The following is a 16,751-nucleotide window of genomic DNA, read 5'->3' as shown; positions in this document are numbered from 1 at the left end:
ATGTGGCTTTGCGCCTCTGTCCCCTATTTACTGGAAAAGAACATGTCCAAACAATTTGACGTGATCGTCATCGGCGGCGGTCCCGGCGGCTACATTGCGGCCATTCGTGCCTCCCAGCTGGGTTTTAACGTTGCCTGCATCGACGAGTGGAAAAATGCCAAGGGCGGTCCCGCTCTGGGCGGAACCTGCACCAACACGGGCTGCATTCCCTCCAAAGCGCTGCTGCAATCGTCGGAGTATTTCGAGCACGCGGGCCACCACTTTGCCGACCACGGCATTGAGGTCAAGGGTCTGGGTCTCGATGTTGGCAAGATGATTGGCCGCAAGGACACGGTCGTCAAGCAAAACAACGATGGCATCATTTACCTGTTTAAAAAGAACAAGGTGACTTTTTTCCATGGTCGCGGCTCTTTTGCTGCCGCCAAGGATGGTGCCTACGACATCAAGGTCGCAGGCGCTGCTGAAGAAACCATCTCTGGCAAGCACGTCATTGTGGCGACCGGCTCTAATGCCCGAGCCTTGCCTGGTGCGCCTTTCGATGAAATAAACATTTTGTCGAATGACGGTGCCCTGCGCATCGGTGCAGTTCCGCAGAAACTGGGCGTCATCGGCGCTGGCGTGATTGGTCTTGAAATGGGTTCGGTCTGGCGCCGTCTGGGTGCCGACGTGACGATTCTTGAAGGACTTCCCACCTTTTTGGGCGTCGTTGATCAGCAGATCGCTAAAGAGGCGCACAAGGCATTCACCAAGCAAGGCCTGAAAATCGAGCTGGGGGTGAAAGTCGGCGAGATCAAGGATGGCAAGACGGGCGTGTCCATCGCTTATGCCAATGCCAAGGGCGAAGCGCAGACACTGGAAGTTGACAAGCTCATCATTTCCATCGGCCGCACTGCCAATACCATCGGACTGAATCCGCAAGCTGTCGGCCTGAGCCTGGACGAGCGTGGCGCGATTGTGGTCGATGGCGACTGCAAAACCAACTTGCCCAATGTGTGGGCGGTGGGTGACGCGGTGCGTGGCCCGATGCTGGCGCACAAGGCTGAAGAAGAAGGCGTGGCGGTCGCCGAGCGCATCGCCGGTCAGCATGGCCATGTCAACTTCAACACCATTCCCTGGGTGATCTACACCAGCCCCGAGATTGCATGGGTTGGCCAGACCGAGGAACAGCTGAAGGCAGAAGGGCGTGCTTACAAGTCCGGCACGTTCCCCTTCATGGCCAACGGCCGTGCGAGAGCGCTGGGCGACACCACCGGCATGGTCAAGATGCTGGTAGATGCCGCAAGCGACGAGATCCTGGGGGTCCACATTGTCGGACCGATGGCCAGTGAATTGATTGCCGAGTGTGTCGTAGCGATGGAATTTCGCGCCAGCAGCGAAGACATTGCCCGCATCTGCCATGCCCATCCTTCGCTGAGCGAGGCCACGAAGGAAGCAGCGCTTGCCGTTGACAAGCGCACACTCAATTTCTAAGGCCATCACCTAGTGTCATATCCGGTTCGGTCAGCTTACGACGCTGAATTATCTGCGCGGGGCTACGCAAGTGATCCCGCGCAGCTGCTGGCGATCGATGCGCTGGAGCGCTGTGCCACCGAGTGGGCAGCCTACAAGGGGAAGCGGTCCAATGCGTTGAAGAAGCTGATCAATCGCCCGCCCATCCCGCGCGGTGTGTACATGTACGGCGGGGTGGGGCGCGGCAAAAGTTTTTTAATGGACTGCTTTTTCAATGCAGTGCCACTCAAGCGAAAAGTTCGGCTTCACTTCCATGAATTCATGCGCGAAGTCCACCGGGAATTGCTGGATTTGCAAGGCACGCCCAATCCGCTTGATGCCTTGGGAAAGCGAATGGCGAAACGGTTCAGACTGATCTGTTTTGACGAGTTTCATGTGGCCGACATCACCGATGCCATGATCCTTCACCGCATGCTTGTGGCCCTGTTTGACAATGGCGTGGGATTCGTGACGACATCGAATTTTCATCCTGACAAGCTTTATCCCAACGGCTTGCACCGCGATCGTATTCTTCCGGCCATTGAACTGTTGAAGACGCAAATGCATGTCATCAATGTCGACAACGGCACCGACTATCGCCGGCGCACGCTGGAACAAGCCCGGCTCTATCATTCACCGCTCGGTCCCGGGGCCGACGCTGAAATGACTGAAACCTTCAACCGGCTGGCGGCCTGCCAAGATGAAAATCCGGTGCTTCAGATCGAATCCAGACAGATCCAGGCAAGGCGAAAAGCAGGCGGAGTGGTGTGGTTTGACTTCAAGGTTTTGTGCGGCGGGCCGCGCTCCCAGAATGATTATCTTGAAATCGCAACCCAGTTCCATACGGTTTTGGTCAGCGACGTGCCTTGCATGCCGCTCCGGATGGCCTCGGAGGCCCGGCGTTTCACATGGCTGGTGGATGTGCTGTACGACCGCCGGGTGAAACTGATCCTTTCGGCGGCTGTGCCGCCTGAAGCTTTGTACACCGAAGGTCCTCTGGTGCATGAGTTTGCGCGGACTGTCTCGCGGCTCAATGAAATGCAGTCCATGGAATTTCTGGCGCTGGAGCACAGAACGGTGGATACCACGTTGACATGAAATCTTTCGCCATTGCATTTTTGCTGTTTTCGCTTGGCGGTTTTGCAACATCGCAAACCGGTCCCGTGAATGTGCCAACTGCCGATATCGACGCGCAGAGATCCGCCATTGCCGCCGAGCGGGGCAGTCTGGAAGCCGGTTTCTTAAGCGAAGATGCTGCCTGCTACAAAAAGTTTGCTGTAAACAACTGCCTTGAGAACGTCAACGCCAGGCGCAGGGCCATCATGGCAGACTTGAGGCGACAGGAAATCCTGCTCAATGACGAGCAGAGAAAAAGCAAGGCTGAGCAGCAGATTCGCAAGAGCCAAGAGAAGTCATCTCCTGAAAGCATGCAGCAGGACAGCGACCGTCGGATCAAGGCGGTTGAAGATTTTCGAAGTCGGCAAGAGCGTGGCCATGAAAACGTGCAGCGACGTAGTGCCAATGTTGCGAATGAAGCGGCGGCCCGCGACGCAAACGCTACCCGACTTGAAAATCACGAGAAAAAAATACAGGCGCGCGCCGAGAAACAGGCCAACGCAGTGGAAGAAGGAAAAAAATTCAAGGAGCATCAGATTCAAGCACAGGAGCGTCGAGCCCGGCACGAATCTGATCGGGCAAATCGTGTCGGACCTGCTTCGAAACCGTTACCCTTGCCTCAGTAGCAGAGGCGGCCTAATCCAGCGACTCAAACTTAACAATCACCAGCGACAGATTGTCGCCAACGCCCCGTGCGCGCTTGCATGCTTTTTGAATCAGGAATTCAGTTCCTTCGCGCGGCGACAGCATTGACAGTGCAGACCCCATTTCACTGGTATTGAAGTAATGCCAGACGCCATCGCTGCAAGCCATCAACACGTCATTAGGCTGGAGTTTTGGAATGTAATGCTGGGCAATGGGTGGTGCTTCTTCCGCCCCCAGGCAACCCATGAGGATATTTGACTGAGGGTGATTGTTGGCTTCTTCTTCACTGATCTCGCCCTTGTCCACCAGCGTTTGAACATAGGAATGGTCCACCGTTTTGTAGACCAGTTTGCTGCCATGGAAGTGGTAAATCCGCGAATCCCCGGTGTGGACCCAATGGCATTCGCCACTCGGATTAATGAGGAATGCCGCCAGCGTGCTGTGGGGCTCCTGTTCAGAAGAAATCGCTGTCAGCTTGATGACGATATGGGCTTCCTCGACAATCTGCCTGAGCATCGATGGGCCGTCGTCCGTGTCGGGTGAATAGCGGTCAAAAAGCTGCTTTGCCGTCAGCATCACTTGGTCAGATGCTTTGCGTCCGCCGCTCCGACCGCCCATTCCGTCGGCAACGATGCCCAAAATACATTCGGGAATGCGGTGATGGCTCAGCAAGCTGACCTGGTCCTGCTGGTAGTCACGGTCTCCCTTGTGGATACCCGTGGAGGCTGTGATGCGGTAACTTTTGGTCATTGTGAAATTGGCAGTTTCGCTGTTTCTCGTTGTTTCTATTAACAGCGGCAATCGACGTATTATCAAGCTGCGTAAACGGAAAAACCCATTGATCCTAAATCATTCCTCTCCCCACCGACTGCTAATACAGCTCAAAATCGAACACGCAGACCTGAACGCACTTGTAGACAAGGCCGTGCATGCTCCGCACATCGACGAATTGCTGATGAAGCGACTGAAAAAACGCCGACTTCAGCTTCGGGACCGTATCTCACGGCTGGAAGCTTCATTGACTCCTCCCGAGCCTGCCTGATGAGTCTTGCATCCGAAGTGGATCAGGCCTTTTTGCCTGGAGGCGTCTTGTCGCGGACAACGGAGCATTTTGTTTCCCGCAGCGGCCAGAAAGAGATGGCATTGGCAGTTTCGCAGGCCATCGAGGGCGGGTTTCCGCTCGTCGTGGAGGCCAGCACAGGCGTTGGCAAGACTTTTTCGTATCTGGTGCCGGCCCTGCTCAGCGGCGAGCGGATACTTTTGTCCACTGCAACCAAGGCCTTGCAGGATCAACTGTTTGGACGCGATTTGCCTCGTCTGGTTGAAGCGCTTGAATTGCCAGTGAAGACTGCGCTGCTCAAAGGCCGGAGCAGCTACCTCTGCCTTCATCGAATGGAATTGGCCAGACAGGAGCATTTTTTGCCTGAGGGCGTATCGATGCGCTCGCTTGCCAGGGTGGAGGAGTGGTCGCAGGTCACGCGAACAGGCGATCTGGCGGAACTTCCCGGCCTCGACGAGCGTTCATCCATGATTCCCCTGATCACTTCTACGCGGGATAATTGCCTCGGTTCGCAGTGCCCACGTTTTCGTGCCTGCCATGTCAATCTTGCCCGCAGGGAAGCCATGGCGGCGAACGTCGTTGTCATCAACCATCATCTGTTTTTTGCCGATCTGGCAGTTCGCGAATCAGGCGTGGCTGAGTTGCTCCCCTCGGTGCGGATTGCCATTTTTGATGAAGCGCACCAGTTGAATGAAACGGGCGTGCAGTTTCTGGGAAACAACCTGAGCACTGGCCAACTGCTCGATTTTTCCCGGGATATGCTGGCAGCCGGCCTGCAACTGGCGCGCGGGCTGGTTGACTGGCAGGAAGTGGTTGCTGCCACCGAACAGGCAGCCAGGGAATTGCGCCTTTGTGCCGGAAAGCACTATCCCGGTACCAAGCTTCGATGGACTGATTTGGTTCCGGACGGTTTGCCCGCAAGCGATTGGCAGCAAGCCCTGGAGTCTGTCCACGCCGCATGCCTCCAAGCGTGCGCAGCACTTGACACGGTCAGCGAGATCGCGCCGGATTTTGTCCGTCTTCATGAGCGTGCAGCCCAACTGGCGGAGCGGGCCGAAAGCTTTTCCAATGCCTGCCAGGCCGGCTTTGTACGCTGGATCGACGTGGGTACGCAGTTACGCCTGGTCGAGTCGCCACTCGATATTTCTGCAGCTGTGAAAGGCAAAATGCTGGGTACGCCGGGAGAAGGCGTCAAGACTTGGATATTTACCTCCGCAACGCTGGGCGATGACGAAAAACTCAGCTGGTTTACGCAACCTTGCGGGCTAGAGGATGCCAGCGTACTGCGGATTGGAAGTCCATTCGACTACCAGCGCCAGGCCGCGCTCTATGTTCCGCCCAGCTTTCCCAAGCCTGGCGATCCAGCGCATCCTGTCAAGGTTGCTGAATCCGTGGCGATGTGGTCGCGCCAGTTGGGCGGGCGCACGATGGTGCTGACAACGACCTTGCGTGCCTTGAGAACGATTGGCGAGGCGCTGGTCGCTGCTTTTACGAATTCAGAAGACCCGCTGGTGCTGATGCAGGGCAGCATGCCGAAACGTGCGCTGATCGAGCGTTTTCGCGAAGGCGATTCGCTCGGCGGGAAAGGCTGCGTCCTGGTGGCATCAGCATCATTCTGGGAGGGCATTGACGTTCCCGGCGATGCACTGCAACTTGTCATCATCGACAAGCTCCCTTTCCCGCCGCCCAATGACCCTTTGGCCGAGGCCCGGGCAAAGATGCTGGAGTCGCAAGGGCGCAGTGCCTTTACCGATTACTTCCTGCCCGAAGCTGCTGTCGCGCTCAAGCAGGGGGCCGGTCGCCTGATACGCAGGGAGACGGATCAAGGTGTGCTGGTGGTTTGCGACAGCCGGCTGGTTTCGATGGGTTATGGACGCCGCCTGGTCAGAGCGCTGCCACCGATGCAAAGACTGCCATCGGAACAGGCGCTGATGGACAGGCTGGCGAGTCTCACCAGAACTTGTACCACGGGTTCTCCGCCGTCCTGAAGCCTTTGCTCATGTACTGGCTTTGGGGATAGCTTTTTTCCAGGATGCGGCGCATGTCGTCACGCAACTCAGTCATGCCAAGGGCATCGTAGGATTTGTAGAGAATGAAGGTGGCTTCTTCGAGCGCCGGAACGTCGCGGTAGTCGGCGATGGCGCTTTGCGCGCGGTTGATGGCGGCGACATAGGCGCCGCGTGAGTAGTAGTAGCGCGCAACATGGACTTCCGACTGCGCCAGCGAATTGACAATGTAATTCATACGCAGGCGTGAATCAGGCGCATAGCGCGAATCGGGAAACCGGGCGACCAGTTCCTTGAACGACTCGAACGATTCCTTTGCCGCATTCTGGTCACGCTCGGACAGGTCCTGACGCGAGATGAATCCGAAAAGGCCCAGGTTGTCATTGAAGTTCACCAGCCCTTTCAGGTATAGCGCGTAGTCCATGGCCGGGCTGGCGGGGTGAAGTTTGATGAACCGGTTCAGCGTGGCCAGGGCCTGGGCTTGCTCTCCGCCTTTATACTGGGCATAGGCCTTGTCGAGTTGCGCCTGCTGCGCCAGCGGCGTTCCAGCCGCGCGGCCTTCGAGCTTTTCGTAAAGCGGAATGGCCTTGTCGTAGGCGCCTGAACTGGCTTCGTCCTTGGCTTCGGCGTAAATCTTGTTCGGACTCCAGGTTGCAGTCTTGTCGGGCGCCGGTGTGGTTGAGCAACCCGACAACACAAACAAGCCTGCGCAAACGATTGCCACAAGCGGCGATGCTTTCGGGAAATCCGACAATTTGGCAAAAAACATAGCAATCGACCTTCTTGATGACTGATTCAGAACTGAGAAAATTTATTATATCGGGCAGCGTTGATGCCAAATCGCCCGACGACGATGCCCAGGACGAGGGATACGCCGCTGCAGAAATGGAATTGCGCCATGTCAGCGTCCCGGTTGAGAGCCACGGCAGCCGGCTCGACAAAGCCCTGGCCGGACTGGTGCCGGAGTTTTCACGCAACTACCTTCAGCAATTGATTGAAGCCGGCGGCGTAACGGTCAAAGGCATTAAAACCGTCAAGACCTCTGCGAAGGTGAAGGCCGGCGATGAATTGTCAATCGAGTTGCGGCCCACGCCCCAGAGCCAGGCTTTCAAGCCTGAAGCCATGGCGCTCGAGATTGTGTATGAGGACGCTCACCTCTTGGTGATCAATAAACCAGCCGGCCTGGTGGTCCATCCGGCCCCCGGCAACTGGAGCGGCACCTTGCTCAACGGCTTGCTTGCCCACGATCCCCAGGCTTCCTTCATGCCGCGCGCCGGCATTGTGCATCGGCTCGACAAGGACACCAGCGGCCTGATGGTGGTGGCGCGCCAGCGTCAGACCATGGACCAGCTGGTGGGCATGATTGCCGCCCGCACAGTGAGCCGGGAATACATCGCGCTGGCGCATGGCGCGTGGGAAGGCGCAAAAACCCGCCAGGTCGAGGCACCCATCGGCCGCGACCCGCGAAACCGGCTGCGCATGGCGGTGGTTGACCTGGAGAAAAATTCGGGCAAGACGGCTTCCACGGTGGTTTCCCTGATGGGCAACGCCGAAAAGCATTGCCTGGTCAAGTGCCGGCTGCATACCGGCCGCACCCACCAGATTCGCGTTCACATGGCATTTCTGGCCCATCCGCTGGTGTCGGATGCGTTGTACGGCGGCGCCCTTGCAGGCGACATGGCGCGCCAGGCGCTGCATGCCTGCCGGCTGGCATTTGCCCATCCGGCAACAGGCGAACCGATGGAATTCAAGTCGCCACCGCCGTCCGACCTGCTGTCTGCAATGGATGCTTTGGGCCTAAGATACAATCATTCCCTGTAGTTTTCTGCTACCGGCAATATGGCTTCCTGATCCAGGTAGAGCCCGCATGAACGCGATGCGCTGACAAAAGCGCCTTAATCCGCTTTCCTCCCGTTTATTTCGGAACGACCAATCATGAATACGACGGATGCCAGGCGCATCCTCGAAACAGCCCTTATTTGCGCACAGCAACCCCTGACGTTGCGCGAGCTTGGGGTTTTGTTTCAAGGGGATGTTGCGGCGGACAGCATAAAACTGGCACTTGGAGAGTTACAGGCCGAGTGGTCGGGCCGGGGTGTTGAACTGGTGCGTGTGGCCAGTGGATGGCGCTTTCAAAGCCGGCCGGAAATGCGTGAGTACCTGGACCGGCTAACCCCTGAAAAACCGCCCCGCTATAGCCGGGCGACGCTGGAAACTTTGGCCATCATTGCCTATCGGCAACCGGTCACGCGGGGCGACATGGAAGATATTCGCGGCGTGACGATCAACAGCCTGCTGCTCAGGCAACTTGAGGATCGAGGCTGGGTTGAGGTCATCGGTCACCGCGAGACAGTTGGGCGCCCGGCGCTGTATGCGACGACCCGCCAGTTTCTTGATGACTTAAGCGTTGAATCCCTGGCCGGGCTGCCGTCGATGAACGATACGCCGGCGCAAATTGCAAAGCTTGAACAGTTCGAGTTGGGCATGGAAGAAGTGCCTGGCAGTTTTTTGCCCTTGAGCCCGCCAGAATTGAAAATTTCGACCTATACCGAGGACTTGGCGCCGGATGCCGGTAAAAGTTCTCCACCTGATCCGCAGTAATCCGTCTGCCCGCTATCCACAGGAACGAATGTAAAAGCATGAACTCAAACGACAATCCGGCCAGCAAGCCATCGCCCATGCCAGAAAATGATTCAAATAGTGCTCTAGCGCACGACCAGCAAGCGCAAGCAGCTCCTGAATCAATAGCAATTGAAGAAAATGGCCGGGCGATGTCACCACCGGCCGGTGCGCGGCGACATGGCGCCAAACCGCTGCCGGCAACCATTCGCTTCGAAGACGTGATCACCGGCCAGTTCGATGCCGACGAAGACGATACCGCGCTCGACCTGCCCAAGCGGGTTCTGCTGCCTCAGCCGGAAACGCCCAAGCTGCACAAGGTACTGGCCCAGGCCGGACTGGGCTCGCGTCTGGAGATGGAGCAATTGATTCTGGAAGGGCGGATTTCCGTCAATGCCGAGCCGGCGCATATCGGCCAGCGCATCCAGTTTGGCGACACCGTCAAGGTCAATGGCAAGCCCATCCGCGTGCAGATCGAGCCACCGCCGCCGCGTGTCATTGCCTACCACAAGCCTGCCGGCGAAGTGGTGACGCACGATGACCCGCAAAACCGCCCGACCGTGTTCCGGCGCCTGCCCAAGCTGTTTCAGGGCAAATGGCAATCCGTCGGACGGCTCGACCTGAACACCGAAGGCCTGTTGCTTCTGACTAGCTCCGGCGAACTGGCCAACAAGCTGATGCATCCGCGCTTCGGCCTGGAACGTGAATACGCCGTCCGGGTGCTCGGTGCGCTGAACAACGAAGAAAAAAAGCGCTTGCTCGACGGCGTAACGCTGGACGATGGCGTGGCGCAGTTTGGCTCGATAGAAGCCGGTGGCGGAGAAGGCGCCAATTGCTGGTACCGGGTGACGATTTCCGAAGGCCGCAACCGCGAGGTGCGCCGCATGTTTGAAGCCGTGGGCCACGCGGTGAGCCGCCTGATCCGTATCCGTTATGGCGCCATGGTGCTGCCGCGCGGACTGAAGCGGGGTGCGTTTGTCGAACTCGACGAAAACGACATCTATGCATTGACCAGCGCGGTCAGCCGGTCAGAATCGCGGCCTGACCCGCGTGGCGACGCTGCCGTTCCGGGCCAGCCCGACGCTGAGGGCGGAGCCCCGCAGCGCCGCGATCCGCGCAGGAACGACCTTCCACGCAATACCGGCGGCCGGCGCCCCAATGCTGGCGCAGGCCAAACCGGCATCGTCCAGCCGCTCGATGATTCGCAGCCGCCGATGAACCGCAACGACGCGGCGCAGCGAGGCAACCGGCGTGGCGCCAATCCTGGCGCTGGCGGCGCCAGAGGCCGCAGCCAGGGCGGCAATGCTGGTCCGGCGACGCGCTTTGGACCTCCCGGCGCGGGCGGGCCGCAAGGCCAGAAGCGTCGCGACGACCGGGGTACTCGCAGCGATAAACCGGCTGGAGGCGCCCAGCCTGATCCCATGAAGACCTCATTTGGCTATATTGGCGCCGACACCTTCACCCGGCAGCGGCAAGACCAGGGCCAGCGCCGGGGCAGCGGCGGCAATGCCGGCGGCTTTGGTGGTGGCAGCAGCGGGGGACCGCGTCGCAATGGCGGCAATACGGGCGGTAATCGCGGCGGTGGCAGCCGGGGCGGAAACCGCTAGCCCTTTGCCGTTAGCTTTCCATTTCGCAGGGTTGCTCTGGAAGGAGCAAACCAGCGGGTTAAAATCACAGGCTTTATTCAGTCCTTGAATAATTTAAAAAACCCAATAACTCCAACATCTCTTAGGAAAACCCATGGCTATCGAACGCACACTCTCCATCATCAAGCCTGACGCCGTCGCCAAGAACGTGATCGGCCAAATCTATGCACGCTTCGAAGCCGCCGGCCTGAAAGTCGTCGCCGCCAAAATGGTTCATCTGTCGCAAGCCGAAGCCGAAGCTTTTTACGGCGTGCACAAGGCCCGTCCTTTCTTCAAGGACCTGGTCTCTTTCATGATCTCCGGCCCGGTGATGATCCAGGCGCTCGAAGGCGAAGGCGCCGTGCTGAAGAACCGTGACTTGATGGGTGCGACCGACCCGAAGAAGGCTGACGCCGGCACCATCCGCGCCGACTTCGCCGACAGCATCGATGCCAATGCCGTCCATGGTTCCGACGCTGTCGAAACCGCCAAGGAAGAAATCGCTTTCTTCTTTGCCGGTCTGAACGTTTACTCGCGTTAATCAGTGCGTACCGTCCTCATGCTTTGCCGCCCTTTGACGGGGTCGCCGCTTGTGTGGGGCGACCTATTGCATCGCTGCCTGCGATGACAACCAATCTTCTTGATTTCGATCTGGAGGGCATGGCAGCGTTTTGCGAACAGCTGGGCCAGAAGCGCTTTCGCGCGACCCAACTGTTTCGCTGGATTCACCAGAAGGGTGCGACCGATTTTGAGCAGATGACCGATCTGGCCAAAGCGCTGCGCGAAAAGCTGGCGGTCTCGGCCAATATCACCGGCCTTAAGGTGGTGTCCCGCTACGAGTCAACCGACGGCACCATCAAGTGGCTGTTTGACGTGGGCGCAGGCGATGTCATCGAAACAGTTTTTATCCCTGAATCCGACCGTGGAACGCTGTGTATTTCATCTCAGGCCGGATGCGCTGTGGGTTGCCGGTTTTGCTCGACCGGCCACCAAGGCTTCAGCCGCAACCTGACGACCGGCGAAATCATTTCGCAGCTTTGGTTCGCCGAGCACTTCCTGCGCAAGCACTTGGGCCGCGACGAACGTGTCATTTCCAATGTGGTGATGATGGGCATGGGCGAGCCCTTGCAGAATTATTCTCAGTTGCTGCCGGCGCTCAAGGTCATGCTCGATGACCATGGTTATGGTTTGTCGCGCCGTCGGGTCACGGTGTCAACCTCCGGCGTCGTACCAATGATCGACCGCCTGGCCAAGGATTGCCCGGTCGCTCTTGCCGTTTCGCTCCACGCGCCGCAGGATGCGCTGCGCAGCGACCTGGTTCCGCTGAACAAGAAATATCCGATTGCCGAACTGCTGGAAGCCTGCACGCGCTACCAGTCGGCAGCGCCTCGCGACTTCATCACGTTTGAATACTGCATGCTCGACGGCGTTAACGACCAGCCTGAGCACGCTCGCCAGCTGGTGGCATTGATGAAAACCCACGCGGCCAACGGCCTGTCGTGCAAGTTCAACCTGATTCCCTTCAACCCTTTTCCAGCTTCCGGCCTGGTGCGCTCGCAAATGCCGCAGGTCATGGCATTTGCTCGAATCCTGATGGATGCCGGCATCGTTACCACCGTGCGTAAAACGCGCGGCGACGACATCGATGCGGCCTGCGGCCAATTGGCGGGCGACGTGCAGGACCGCACCGGCGTGGACCAGCGCATGGCAGCACAGCGCCTGGGCATGTTGGGCGGCATCAAGGTGGTGGTACTCAACAAGGACGCGGTATGAAGAACATCCCACGTCCTGCCTGGGTTTTCGCCTGCTGGATGGCCGTGCTGCTGGGCGGCTGTTCCAGTCAGCCCGGCGCAATAGACGGGCTGGGCAACCGGACTGACCTGATCACCGATTCCGATGAAACAGACCAGCGCCGCCGGGCACGCCTGCGCGTCGAATTGGCCACCGGTTATTTTGAACAGGGCCAGACCAAGGTGGCCCTGGATGAAATCAAGCAATCGCTGGCTACCGATCCGAATTTTGTCGATGCCTACAACCTGCGCGGGCTGGTCTACATGCGGCTCAACGACATTCCGCTCGCGGAAGACAGTTTTCGCCGTGCGCTTGCCCTCAACGCGCGTGATGCCGGCGTTGCCCACAACTACGGCTGGCTGTTGTGCCAGCAGGCGCGCTACCCTGAATCATTCAAGCTGTTCGCCCAGGCCGCCGCCAATCCCACCTACACGGGCAAAGCCAAGACCCTGATGGCTCTGGGTGTGTGCCAGGTGAACGCCGGACAGTTAAGCGAGGCTGAGCAAAGCCTCATGCACTCCTACGAGCTTGATGCGGGCAATCCGGTGACCGGCTACAACCTGTCCAAGCTGTTGTATGCGCGTGGTGATCTGACGCGCGCCCAGTTTTACATCCGCCGCCTGAACAACAGCGAACTGGCCAACGCCCAGACGCTCTGGCTGGGCATCAAGACGGAGCAAAAGCTCAACAATCAGGAGGCGATGGTGCAACTCGCCAGTCAGTTGAAGAAACGCTTTGCGCAGTCCCCCGAGGCCGCAGCGTATGAAAAGGGCCTGTTCAATGAGTAAGGATGAAGCGGTGCTGGCGTCTGGTATTGTGATAAATCGTGAAGCGGCGGGCCAGCAGGACACCGCCGGTGCCTTGCTTCGCACCGCCCGGCAGTCGCAGGGCCTGGACATTGCCACGCTGGCCGCGCTGCTGAAGGTTCCGGTTCACAAGCTGCAAGCGCTTGAACAGGACCAGCCCGAATCGCTGGCCGATCCGGTGTTTGCGCGGGCGCTGGCCTCCAGCATGTGCCGCATCCTCAAGCTCGATCCGGCCCCCGTGCTGCATCGGTTGCCCGCGATAGCCGCGTTCAAGGTAACGTCACAGAACCGGGGAATCAACGCGCCGTTTCGCGGGCGTAGCGGCAGCCGGAATGCGATACCTTTTTGGGTGCATATTTCGCGGCCAGCCGTTCTGCTGGGCCTGGCTTTGCTGCTAGGTGCACTCGTGCTGATGTTCTTGCCGTCCATTCAAAAGGAAATTGCCAGCTACCGGCAAGCAGGCCAGCTTGAAACTGTCCCGGGCCAGGCGCTGGAATCTGGCTCTGCGACGACGACCGTGATCACCCCGACATCTCAGGGCAGCGATGTTCCTGGCGCGTCTTCCACCACGCTGACGCCTACCGATGTCCCGACAGCGATCACAGAGGCGGCGGCTTTGCCGCTCGCAACTGCTTCAGAAAGCGCCAACGGTGCCCCTGCTGAACCCACGGTGAACTTCAGCGCAAACAGCGCATCAAAAATAAAGGTGACTGATGCCAGCGGCCAGGTGCTTTTAGACCGCACGCTTCGCACCGGCGAGTCTGTCAGCCTGTCGGGCGTGCTGCCGCTGGCCGTGGTGGCGAGCCGTGCCAACGTCCTACAGGTTCGGGTGCGTGGTCAGGCGTTTGATCTCGCCAGCGTCACCAAGAACAACATTGCCCGTTTCGAGGTGAAATAGTGCAAACCTGCCTTCCCATCGCGTCTGCTTTTCCAAAACCGCATCATTCCATCCAGTCCCGGGTCGTCTGGGGTTCGCGCGTGGTGACCGTTGGCGGTGACGCGCCGGTGCGTATCCAGTCCATGACCAACACCGACACCGTGGACGCGATTGGCACGGCCATCCAGGTCAAGGAACTGGCCCTGGCCGGGTCCGAAATGGTTCGCATCACGGTCAACACGCCTGAAGCTGCCGCCGCGGTTCCCTATGTGCGCCAGCAACTCGACCGCATGGGTGTCGATGTTCCCTTGGTTGGCGACTTCCATTTCAACGGCCACCGCCTGCTGACCGATTACCCGGCCTGTGCGCAGGCGCTGTCCAAGTACCGGATCAATCCGGGAAACGTCGGCAAGGGCAACAAGCGCGATACCCAGTTCGGCCAGATGATCGAAGCAGCCATGCGCTGGGACAAGGTCATCCGCATCGGCGTGAACTGGGGCAGCCTTGACCAGGAACTGCTCGCCAGCCTGATGGATGAGAACAGCTTGCGCAGCACGCCCTGGGATGCCCGACAGGTGATGTATGAGGCGCTGATCACCTCGGCCATCGATTCGGCCAGGCGTGCCGAAGACATGGGCATGCGGCGCGACCAGATTATCCTGTCGTGCAAGGTGAGCGGTGTCCAGGATTTGGTGTCGGTGTACCGGGAACTGGCCCGGCGCACCGATCACACCCTTCACCTTGGACTGACCGAAGCTGGCATGGGAACCAAGGGCACGGTCGCTTCGACAACGGCGCTCGCTATCTTGCTGCAGGAAGGCATTGGCGACACGATTCGCGTTTCCCTGACGCCCCAGCCCGGCGAGGCGCGAACCCAGGAAGTGGTCATTGCCGCCGAAATTTTGCAGGCGCTGGGCTTGCGGACCTTTGTGCCCAGCGTAACGGCCTGCCCCGGTTGCGGGCGCACCACCAGCACCACGTTCCAGGAACTGGCCAAGCAGATCGACGACTTCCTGCGCGCCCAGATGCCAGTCTGGCGCGAGCAGTACCCGGGCGTGGAAAGCCTGCGGGTGGCCGTGATGGGCTGCATCGTCAACGGACCCGGTGAAAGCAAGCACGCCGACATCGGCATCAGCCTGCCCGGATCGGGCGAAGCGCCGGCTGCGCCGGTGTTCATCGATGGCGAAAAAAGACTGACCCTGCGCGGCGACAGCATTGCGCAGGAGTTTCAGGTGATCGTTGAAAACTATATTGAAAAACGCTTTGGCTCGCCTGCGCCGGCCCAGGCTTCCTGAACCACATGCCTGAAAAAATGAATGCCGGCCCGGCAGAAAAATCCGCGCCGGTCAAAATCGAAAAACTCGCCGCCGTCAAGGGCATGAACGACATTCTGCCGCCGGACTCGGCGCGCTGGGAATGGCTGGAAGACAAGGTTCGCGCACTCATGGCGCGTTATGCCTACCGCAACATCCGCACACCAATTCTTGAGCACACCCAGCTTTTCGTGCGCGGCATTGGCGAAGTGACCGACATTGTCGAAAAGGAAATGTATTCCTTTGAAGACCGTTCGGACAAGCATGGCGACCACGACCACCTGACCATGCGTCCGGAAAATACCGCCAGCGTGGTGCGCGCCGTGACCGAGCACAACCTGCTTTACGACGGGGGCAAGCGGCTTTACTACATGGGGCCGATGTTTCGCCGCGAACGGCCGCAACGCGGGCGCTACCGCCAGTTTCACCAGATCGGCGCCGAGGCCCTGGGATTTGCCGGTCCGGAAGTGGACGCCGAACTGATCCTGCTGGCTGCCGCGCTGTGGAAGGAACTTGGCTTGAGCGACTGGCGCCTCGAAATCAACAGCCTGGGCCAGCCTGAAGAACGCGCCCAGCACCGGGCGCAACTGATCGCGCACTTTGAACGGCATGCCGACGCGCTCGACGACGAGGCGAAAAGGCGCCTGCACAGCAACCCGCTGCGCATCCTTGACACCAAGAACCCGGCGATGAAGTCCGTGGTCGAGAGCGCACCGCGCCTCATCGACTTTCTTGGCGCCGAGTCGCTGGCGCATTTCGACGGACTCAAGGCCATCCTGGACGCCAACGGCATTGCCTGGACGCTCAACCACCGACTGGTTCGCGGGCTGGACTATTACAACCTGTCGGTCTTTGAATTCGTGACCGACCGCCTGGGCGCTCAGGGCACCATTTGCGCAGGCGGCCGGTACGACTGCCTGATCGGGCAGATGGGCGGCAAGCCGGCGCCTGCCGTTGGCTGGGCGCTGGGCGTCGAGCGCGTGCTCGAACTGATCAAGGAGGAGGACGCTTTTGGTGAACTCCCGGTGCCCGATGCCTATGCGGTAATTTCCGAAGCCTCTGCGCTGCCGGTTGTTCTGAAAACCCTGCAGGCCCTGCGAAGCGCCGGAATCAGTGTGCAAATGCATGCCAGCGCGTCACCGGGCAGCATGGGCAGCATGAAATCGCAGTTCAAGCGAGCCGATGGCAGCGGCGCACGATTTGCGCTCATTTTTGGCGAAGCCGAACTGGCCGAAGGCCGCGTTGCCGTCAAGCCGCTGCGCGGCGACAGCTCCGGGTCGGCCCCCGGCCAGACGCTGCAGTCGCTGGACGACGTGGCGGCATGGGCCCACTTGCTGAGCAGCAGCCCTGCGGTTTAAGCGCCAGCTCGGCGCTCTACAATCCCCCACTCAATCCAGTCCGCCCC

16 protein-coding genes are annotated in these 16,751 nt (G+C 59.4%); 14 read left to right on the top strand and 2 right to left on the bottom strand.

The genetic code is table 11. The annotated features are described in order from the left end of the window. Nucleotides 1–42: 42 nt before the first annotated feature. The 3 genes from lpdA to ACP7AD_RS09240 are packed head-to-tail and all read left to right on the top strand — an operon-like array spanning nucleotide 43 to nucleotide 3,230. The gene (gene lpdA, locus ACP7AD_RS09250; protein WP_426146184.1) at nucleotides 43–1,470 is read left to right on the top strand and encodes a dihydrolipoyl dehydrogenase; all 1,428 of its coding nucleotides are present in this window, start codon (nucleotides 43–45) and stop codon (nucleotides 1,468–1,470) included. 12 nt (nucleotides 1,471–1,482) lie between these two features. Further along, nucleotides 1,483–2,586, top strand: coding sequence for a cell division protein ZapE (gene zapE, locus ACP7AD_RS09245; RefSeq protein ID WP_426146186.1), 1,104 nt, complete (start codon nucleotides 1,483–1,485; stop codon nucleotides 2,584–2,586). Then, nucleotides 2,583–3,230, top strand: a complete 648-nt coding sequence (locus tag ACP7AD_RS09240) for a hypothetical protein (protein WP_426146188.1) — start codon at nucleotides 2,583–2,585, stop codon at nucleotides 3,228–3,230. The genes zapE and ACP7AD_RS09240 overlap by 4 nt, the downstream gene beginning before the upstream one ends. Nucleotides 3,231–3,240: 10 nt before the next feature. Here the strand turns inward: ACP7AD_RS09240 and ACP7AD_RS09235 are convergent, their stop codons facing one another. Further along, nucleotides 3,241–3,999 (bottom strand): PP2C family protein-serine/threonine phosphatase, encoded by a 759-nt coding sequence (locus tag ACP7AD_RS09235; protein ID WP_426146189.1) that lies wholly within the window; start codon nucleotides 3,997–3,999, stop codon nucleotides 3,241–3,243. An 88-nt stretch (nucleotides 4,000–4,087) separates the two neighbouring features. On the opposite strand from ACP7AD_RS09235, the gene ACP7AD_RS09230 reads away from it, so the two are divergent. Together ACP7AD_RS09230 and ACP7AD_RS09225 are read left to right on the top strand one after the other, a co-directional pair. Beyond that, nucleotides 4,088–4,291 (top strand): YdcH family protein, encoded by a 204-nt coding sequence (locus ACP7AD_RS09230; protein WP_426146337.1) that lies wholly within the window; start codon nucleotides 4,088–4,090, stop codon nucleotides 4,289–4,291. After that, nucleotides 4,291–6,297: an ATP-dependent DNA helicase gene (locus tag ACP7AD_RS09225; protein WP_426146191.1), complete on the top strand. Its 2,007-nt coding sequence runs from the start codon at nucleotides 4,291–4,293 to the stop codon at nucleotides 6,295–6,297. The genes ACP7AD_RS09230 and ACP7AD_RS09225 overlap by 1 nt, the downstream gene beginning before the upstream one ends. On the opposite strand, the gene ACP7AD_RS09220 is transcribed toward ACP7AD_RS09225, so the two are convergent. After that, nucleotides 6,260–7,084: an outer membrane protein assembly factor BamD gene (locus ACP7AD_RS09220; RefSeq protein ID WP_426146193.1), complete on the bottom strand. Its 825-nt coding sequence runs from the start codon at nucleotides 7,082–7,084 to the stop codon at nucleotides 6,260–6,262. The two genes, ACP7AD_RS09225 and ACP7AD_RS09220, sit on opposite strands and share 38 nt — an antisense overlap. Nucleotides 7,085–7,101: 17 nt before the next feature. On the opposite strand from ACP7AD_RS09220, the gene ACP7AD_RS09215 reads away from it, so the two are divergent. The 9 genes from ACP7AD_RS09215 (at nucleotide 7,102) to hisS (ending at nucleotide 16,704) form a co-directional block, all read left to right on the top strand. After that, a complete protein-coding gene (locus ACP7AD_RS09215) occupies nucleotides 7,102–8,136 on the top strand; it encodes an RluA family pseudouridine synthase (protein ID WP_426146194.1) in 1,035 nt (344 codons plus the stop codon). A 114-nt stretch (nucleotides 8,137–8,250) separates the two neighbouring features. Beyond that, nucleotides 8,251–8,916 carry an SMC-Scp complex subunit ScpB gene (gene scpB, locus ACP7AD_RS09210; RefSeq protein ID WP_426146196.1) on the top strand — a complete coding sequence of 222 codons (666 nt, stop codon included), beginning with the start codon at nucleotides 8,251–8,253 and terminating at the stop codon, nucleotides 8,914–8,916. A gap of 38 nt (nucleotides 8,917–8,954) precedes the next feature. Next, nucleotides 8,955–10,541, top strand: coding sequence for a pseudouridine synthase (locus tag ACP7AD_RS09205; RefSeq protein WP_426146198.1), 1,587 nt, complete (start codon nucleotides 8,955–8,957; stop codon nucleotides 10,539–10,541). Between the two features lie 133 nt (nucleotides 10,542–10,674). Continuing rightward, nucleotides 10,675–11,100, top strand: coding sequence for a nucleoside-diphosphate kinase (gene ndk, locus ACP7AD_RS09200; protein WP_029524748.1), 426 nt, complete (start codon nucleotides 10,675–10,677; stop codon nucleotides 11,098–11,100). Between the two features lie 83 nt (nucleotides 11,101–11,183). Next, a complete protein-coding gene (rlmN, locus tag ACP7AD_RS09195; protein ID WP_426146200.1) occupies nucleotides 11,184–12,332 on the top strand; it encodes a 23S rRNA (adenine(2503)-C(2))-methyltransferase RlmN in 1,149 nt (382 codons plus the stop codon). Next, nucleotides 12,329–13,138: a type IV pilus biogenesis/stability protein PilW gene (pilW, locus tag ACP7AD_RS09190; protein ID WP_426146201.1), complete on the top strand. Its 810-nt coding sequence runs from the start codon at nucleotides 12,329–12,331 to the stop codon at nucleotides 13,136–13,138. The genes rlmN and pilW overlap by 4 nt, the downstream gene beginning before the upstream one ends. Further along, nucleotides 13,131–14,054, top strand: coding sequence for a helix-turn-helix domain-containing protein (locus ACP7AD_RS09185; protein WP_426146203.1), 924 nt, complete (start codon nucleotides 13,131–13,133; stop codon nucleotides 14,052–14,054). Before pilW ends, ACP7AD_RS09185 begins: the two co-directional genes overlap by 8 nt. Further along, nucleotides 14,054–15,328, top strand: coding sequence for a flavodoxin-dependent (E)-4-hydroxy-3-methylbut-2-enyl-diphosphate synthase (gene ispG / locus ACP7AD_RS09180; protein ID WP_426146205.1), 1,275 nt, complete (start codon nucleotides 14,054–14,056; stop codon nucleotides 15,326–15,328). Before ACP7AD_RS09185 ends, ispG begins: the two co-directional genes overlap by 1 nt. A 5-nt stretch (nucleotides 15,329–15,333) precedes the next feature. Continuing rightward, entirely contained in the window at nucleotides 15,334–16,704 is a 1,371-nt protein-coding gene (gene hisS / locus ACP7AD_RS09175; protein ID WP_426146207.1) for a histidine--tRNA ligase, read from the top strand. Nucleotides 16,705–16,751: the final 47 nt, after the last annotated feature.

Origin of the sequence: Polaromonas sp. DSP2-3-2b2, from assembly GCF_049895905.1 — a bacterium.
Lineage (GTDB): Bacteria > Pseudomonadota > Gammaproteobacteria > Burkholderiales > Burkholderiaceae_C > Polaromonas.
This window is presented reverse-complemented; position numbering and strand designations above follow the sequence as displayed.

What these genes read in the sequence shown, in the direction of transcription:
- lpdA (WP_426146184.1), top strand. Translation starts at nt 43, where the DNA reads ATGTCCAAACAATTTGACGTGATCGTCATCGGCGGCGGTCCCGGCGGC.
- ACP7AD_RS09240 (WP_426146188.1), top strand. Translation starts at nt 2,583, where the DNA reads ATGAAATCTTTCGCCATTGCATTTTTGCTGTTTTCGCTTGGCGGTTTT.
- ACP7AD_RS09235 (WP_426146189.1), bottom strand. Translation starts at nt 3,999, where the DNA reads ATGACCAAAAGTTACCGCATCACAGCCTCCACGGGTATCCACAAGGGA.
- ACP7AD_RS09225 (WP_426146191.1), top strand. Translation starts at nt 4,291, where the DNA reads ATGAGTCTTGCATCCGAAGTGGATCAGGCCTTTTTGCCTGGAGGCGTC.
- ACP7AD_RS09220 (WP_426146193.1), bottom strand. Translation starts at nt 7,084, where the DNA reads ATGTTTTTTGCCAAATTGTCGGATTTCCCGAAAGCATCGCCGCTTGTG.
- ACP7AD_RS09215 (WP_426146194.1), top strand. Translation starts at nt 7,102, where the DNA reads ATGACTGATTCAGAACTGAGAAAATTTATTATATCGGGCAGCGTTGAT.
- scpB (WP_426146196.1), top strand. Translation starts at nt 8,251, where the DNA reads ATGAATACGACGGATGCCAGGCGCATCCTCGAAACAGCCCTTATTTGC.
- ACP7AD_RS09205 (WP_426146198.1), top strand. Translation starts at nt 8,955, where the DNA reads ATGAACTCAAACGACAATCCGGCCAGCAAGCCATCGCCCATGCCAGAA.
- ndk (WP_029524748.1), top strand. Translation starts at nt 10,675, where the DNA reads ATGGCTATCGAACGCACACTCTCCATCATCAAGCCTGACGCCGTCGCC.
- rlmN (WP_426146200.1), top strand. Translation starts at nt 11,184, where the DNA reads ATGACAACCAATCTTCTTGATTTCGATCTGGAGGGCATGGCAGCGTTT.
- pilW (WP_426146201.1), top strand. Translation starts at nt 12,329, where the DNA reads ATGAAGAACATCCCACGTCCTGCCTGGGTTTTCGCCTGCTGGATGGCC.
- ACP7AD_RS09185 (WP_426146203.1), top strand. Translation starts at nt 13,131, where the DNA reads ATGAGTAAGGATGAAGCGGTGCTGGCGTCTGGTATTGTGATAAATCGT.
- hisS (WP_426146207.1), top strand. Translation starts at nt 15,334, where the DNA reads ATGCCTGAAAAAATGAATGCCGGCCCGGCAGAAAAATCCGCGCCGGTC.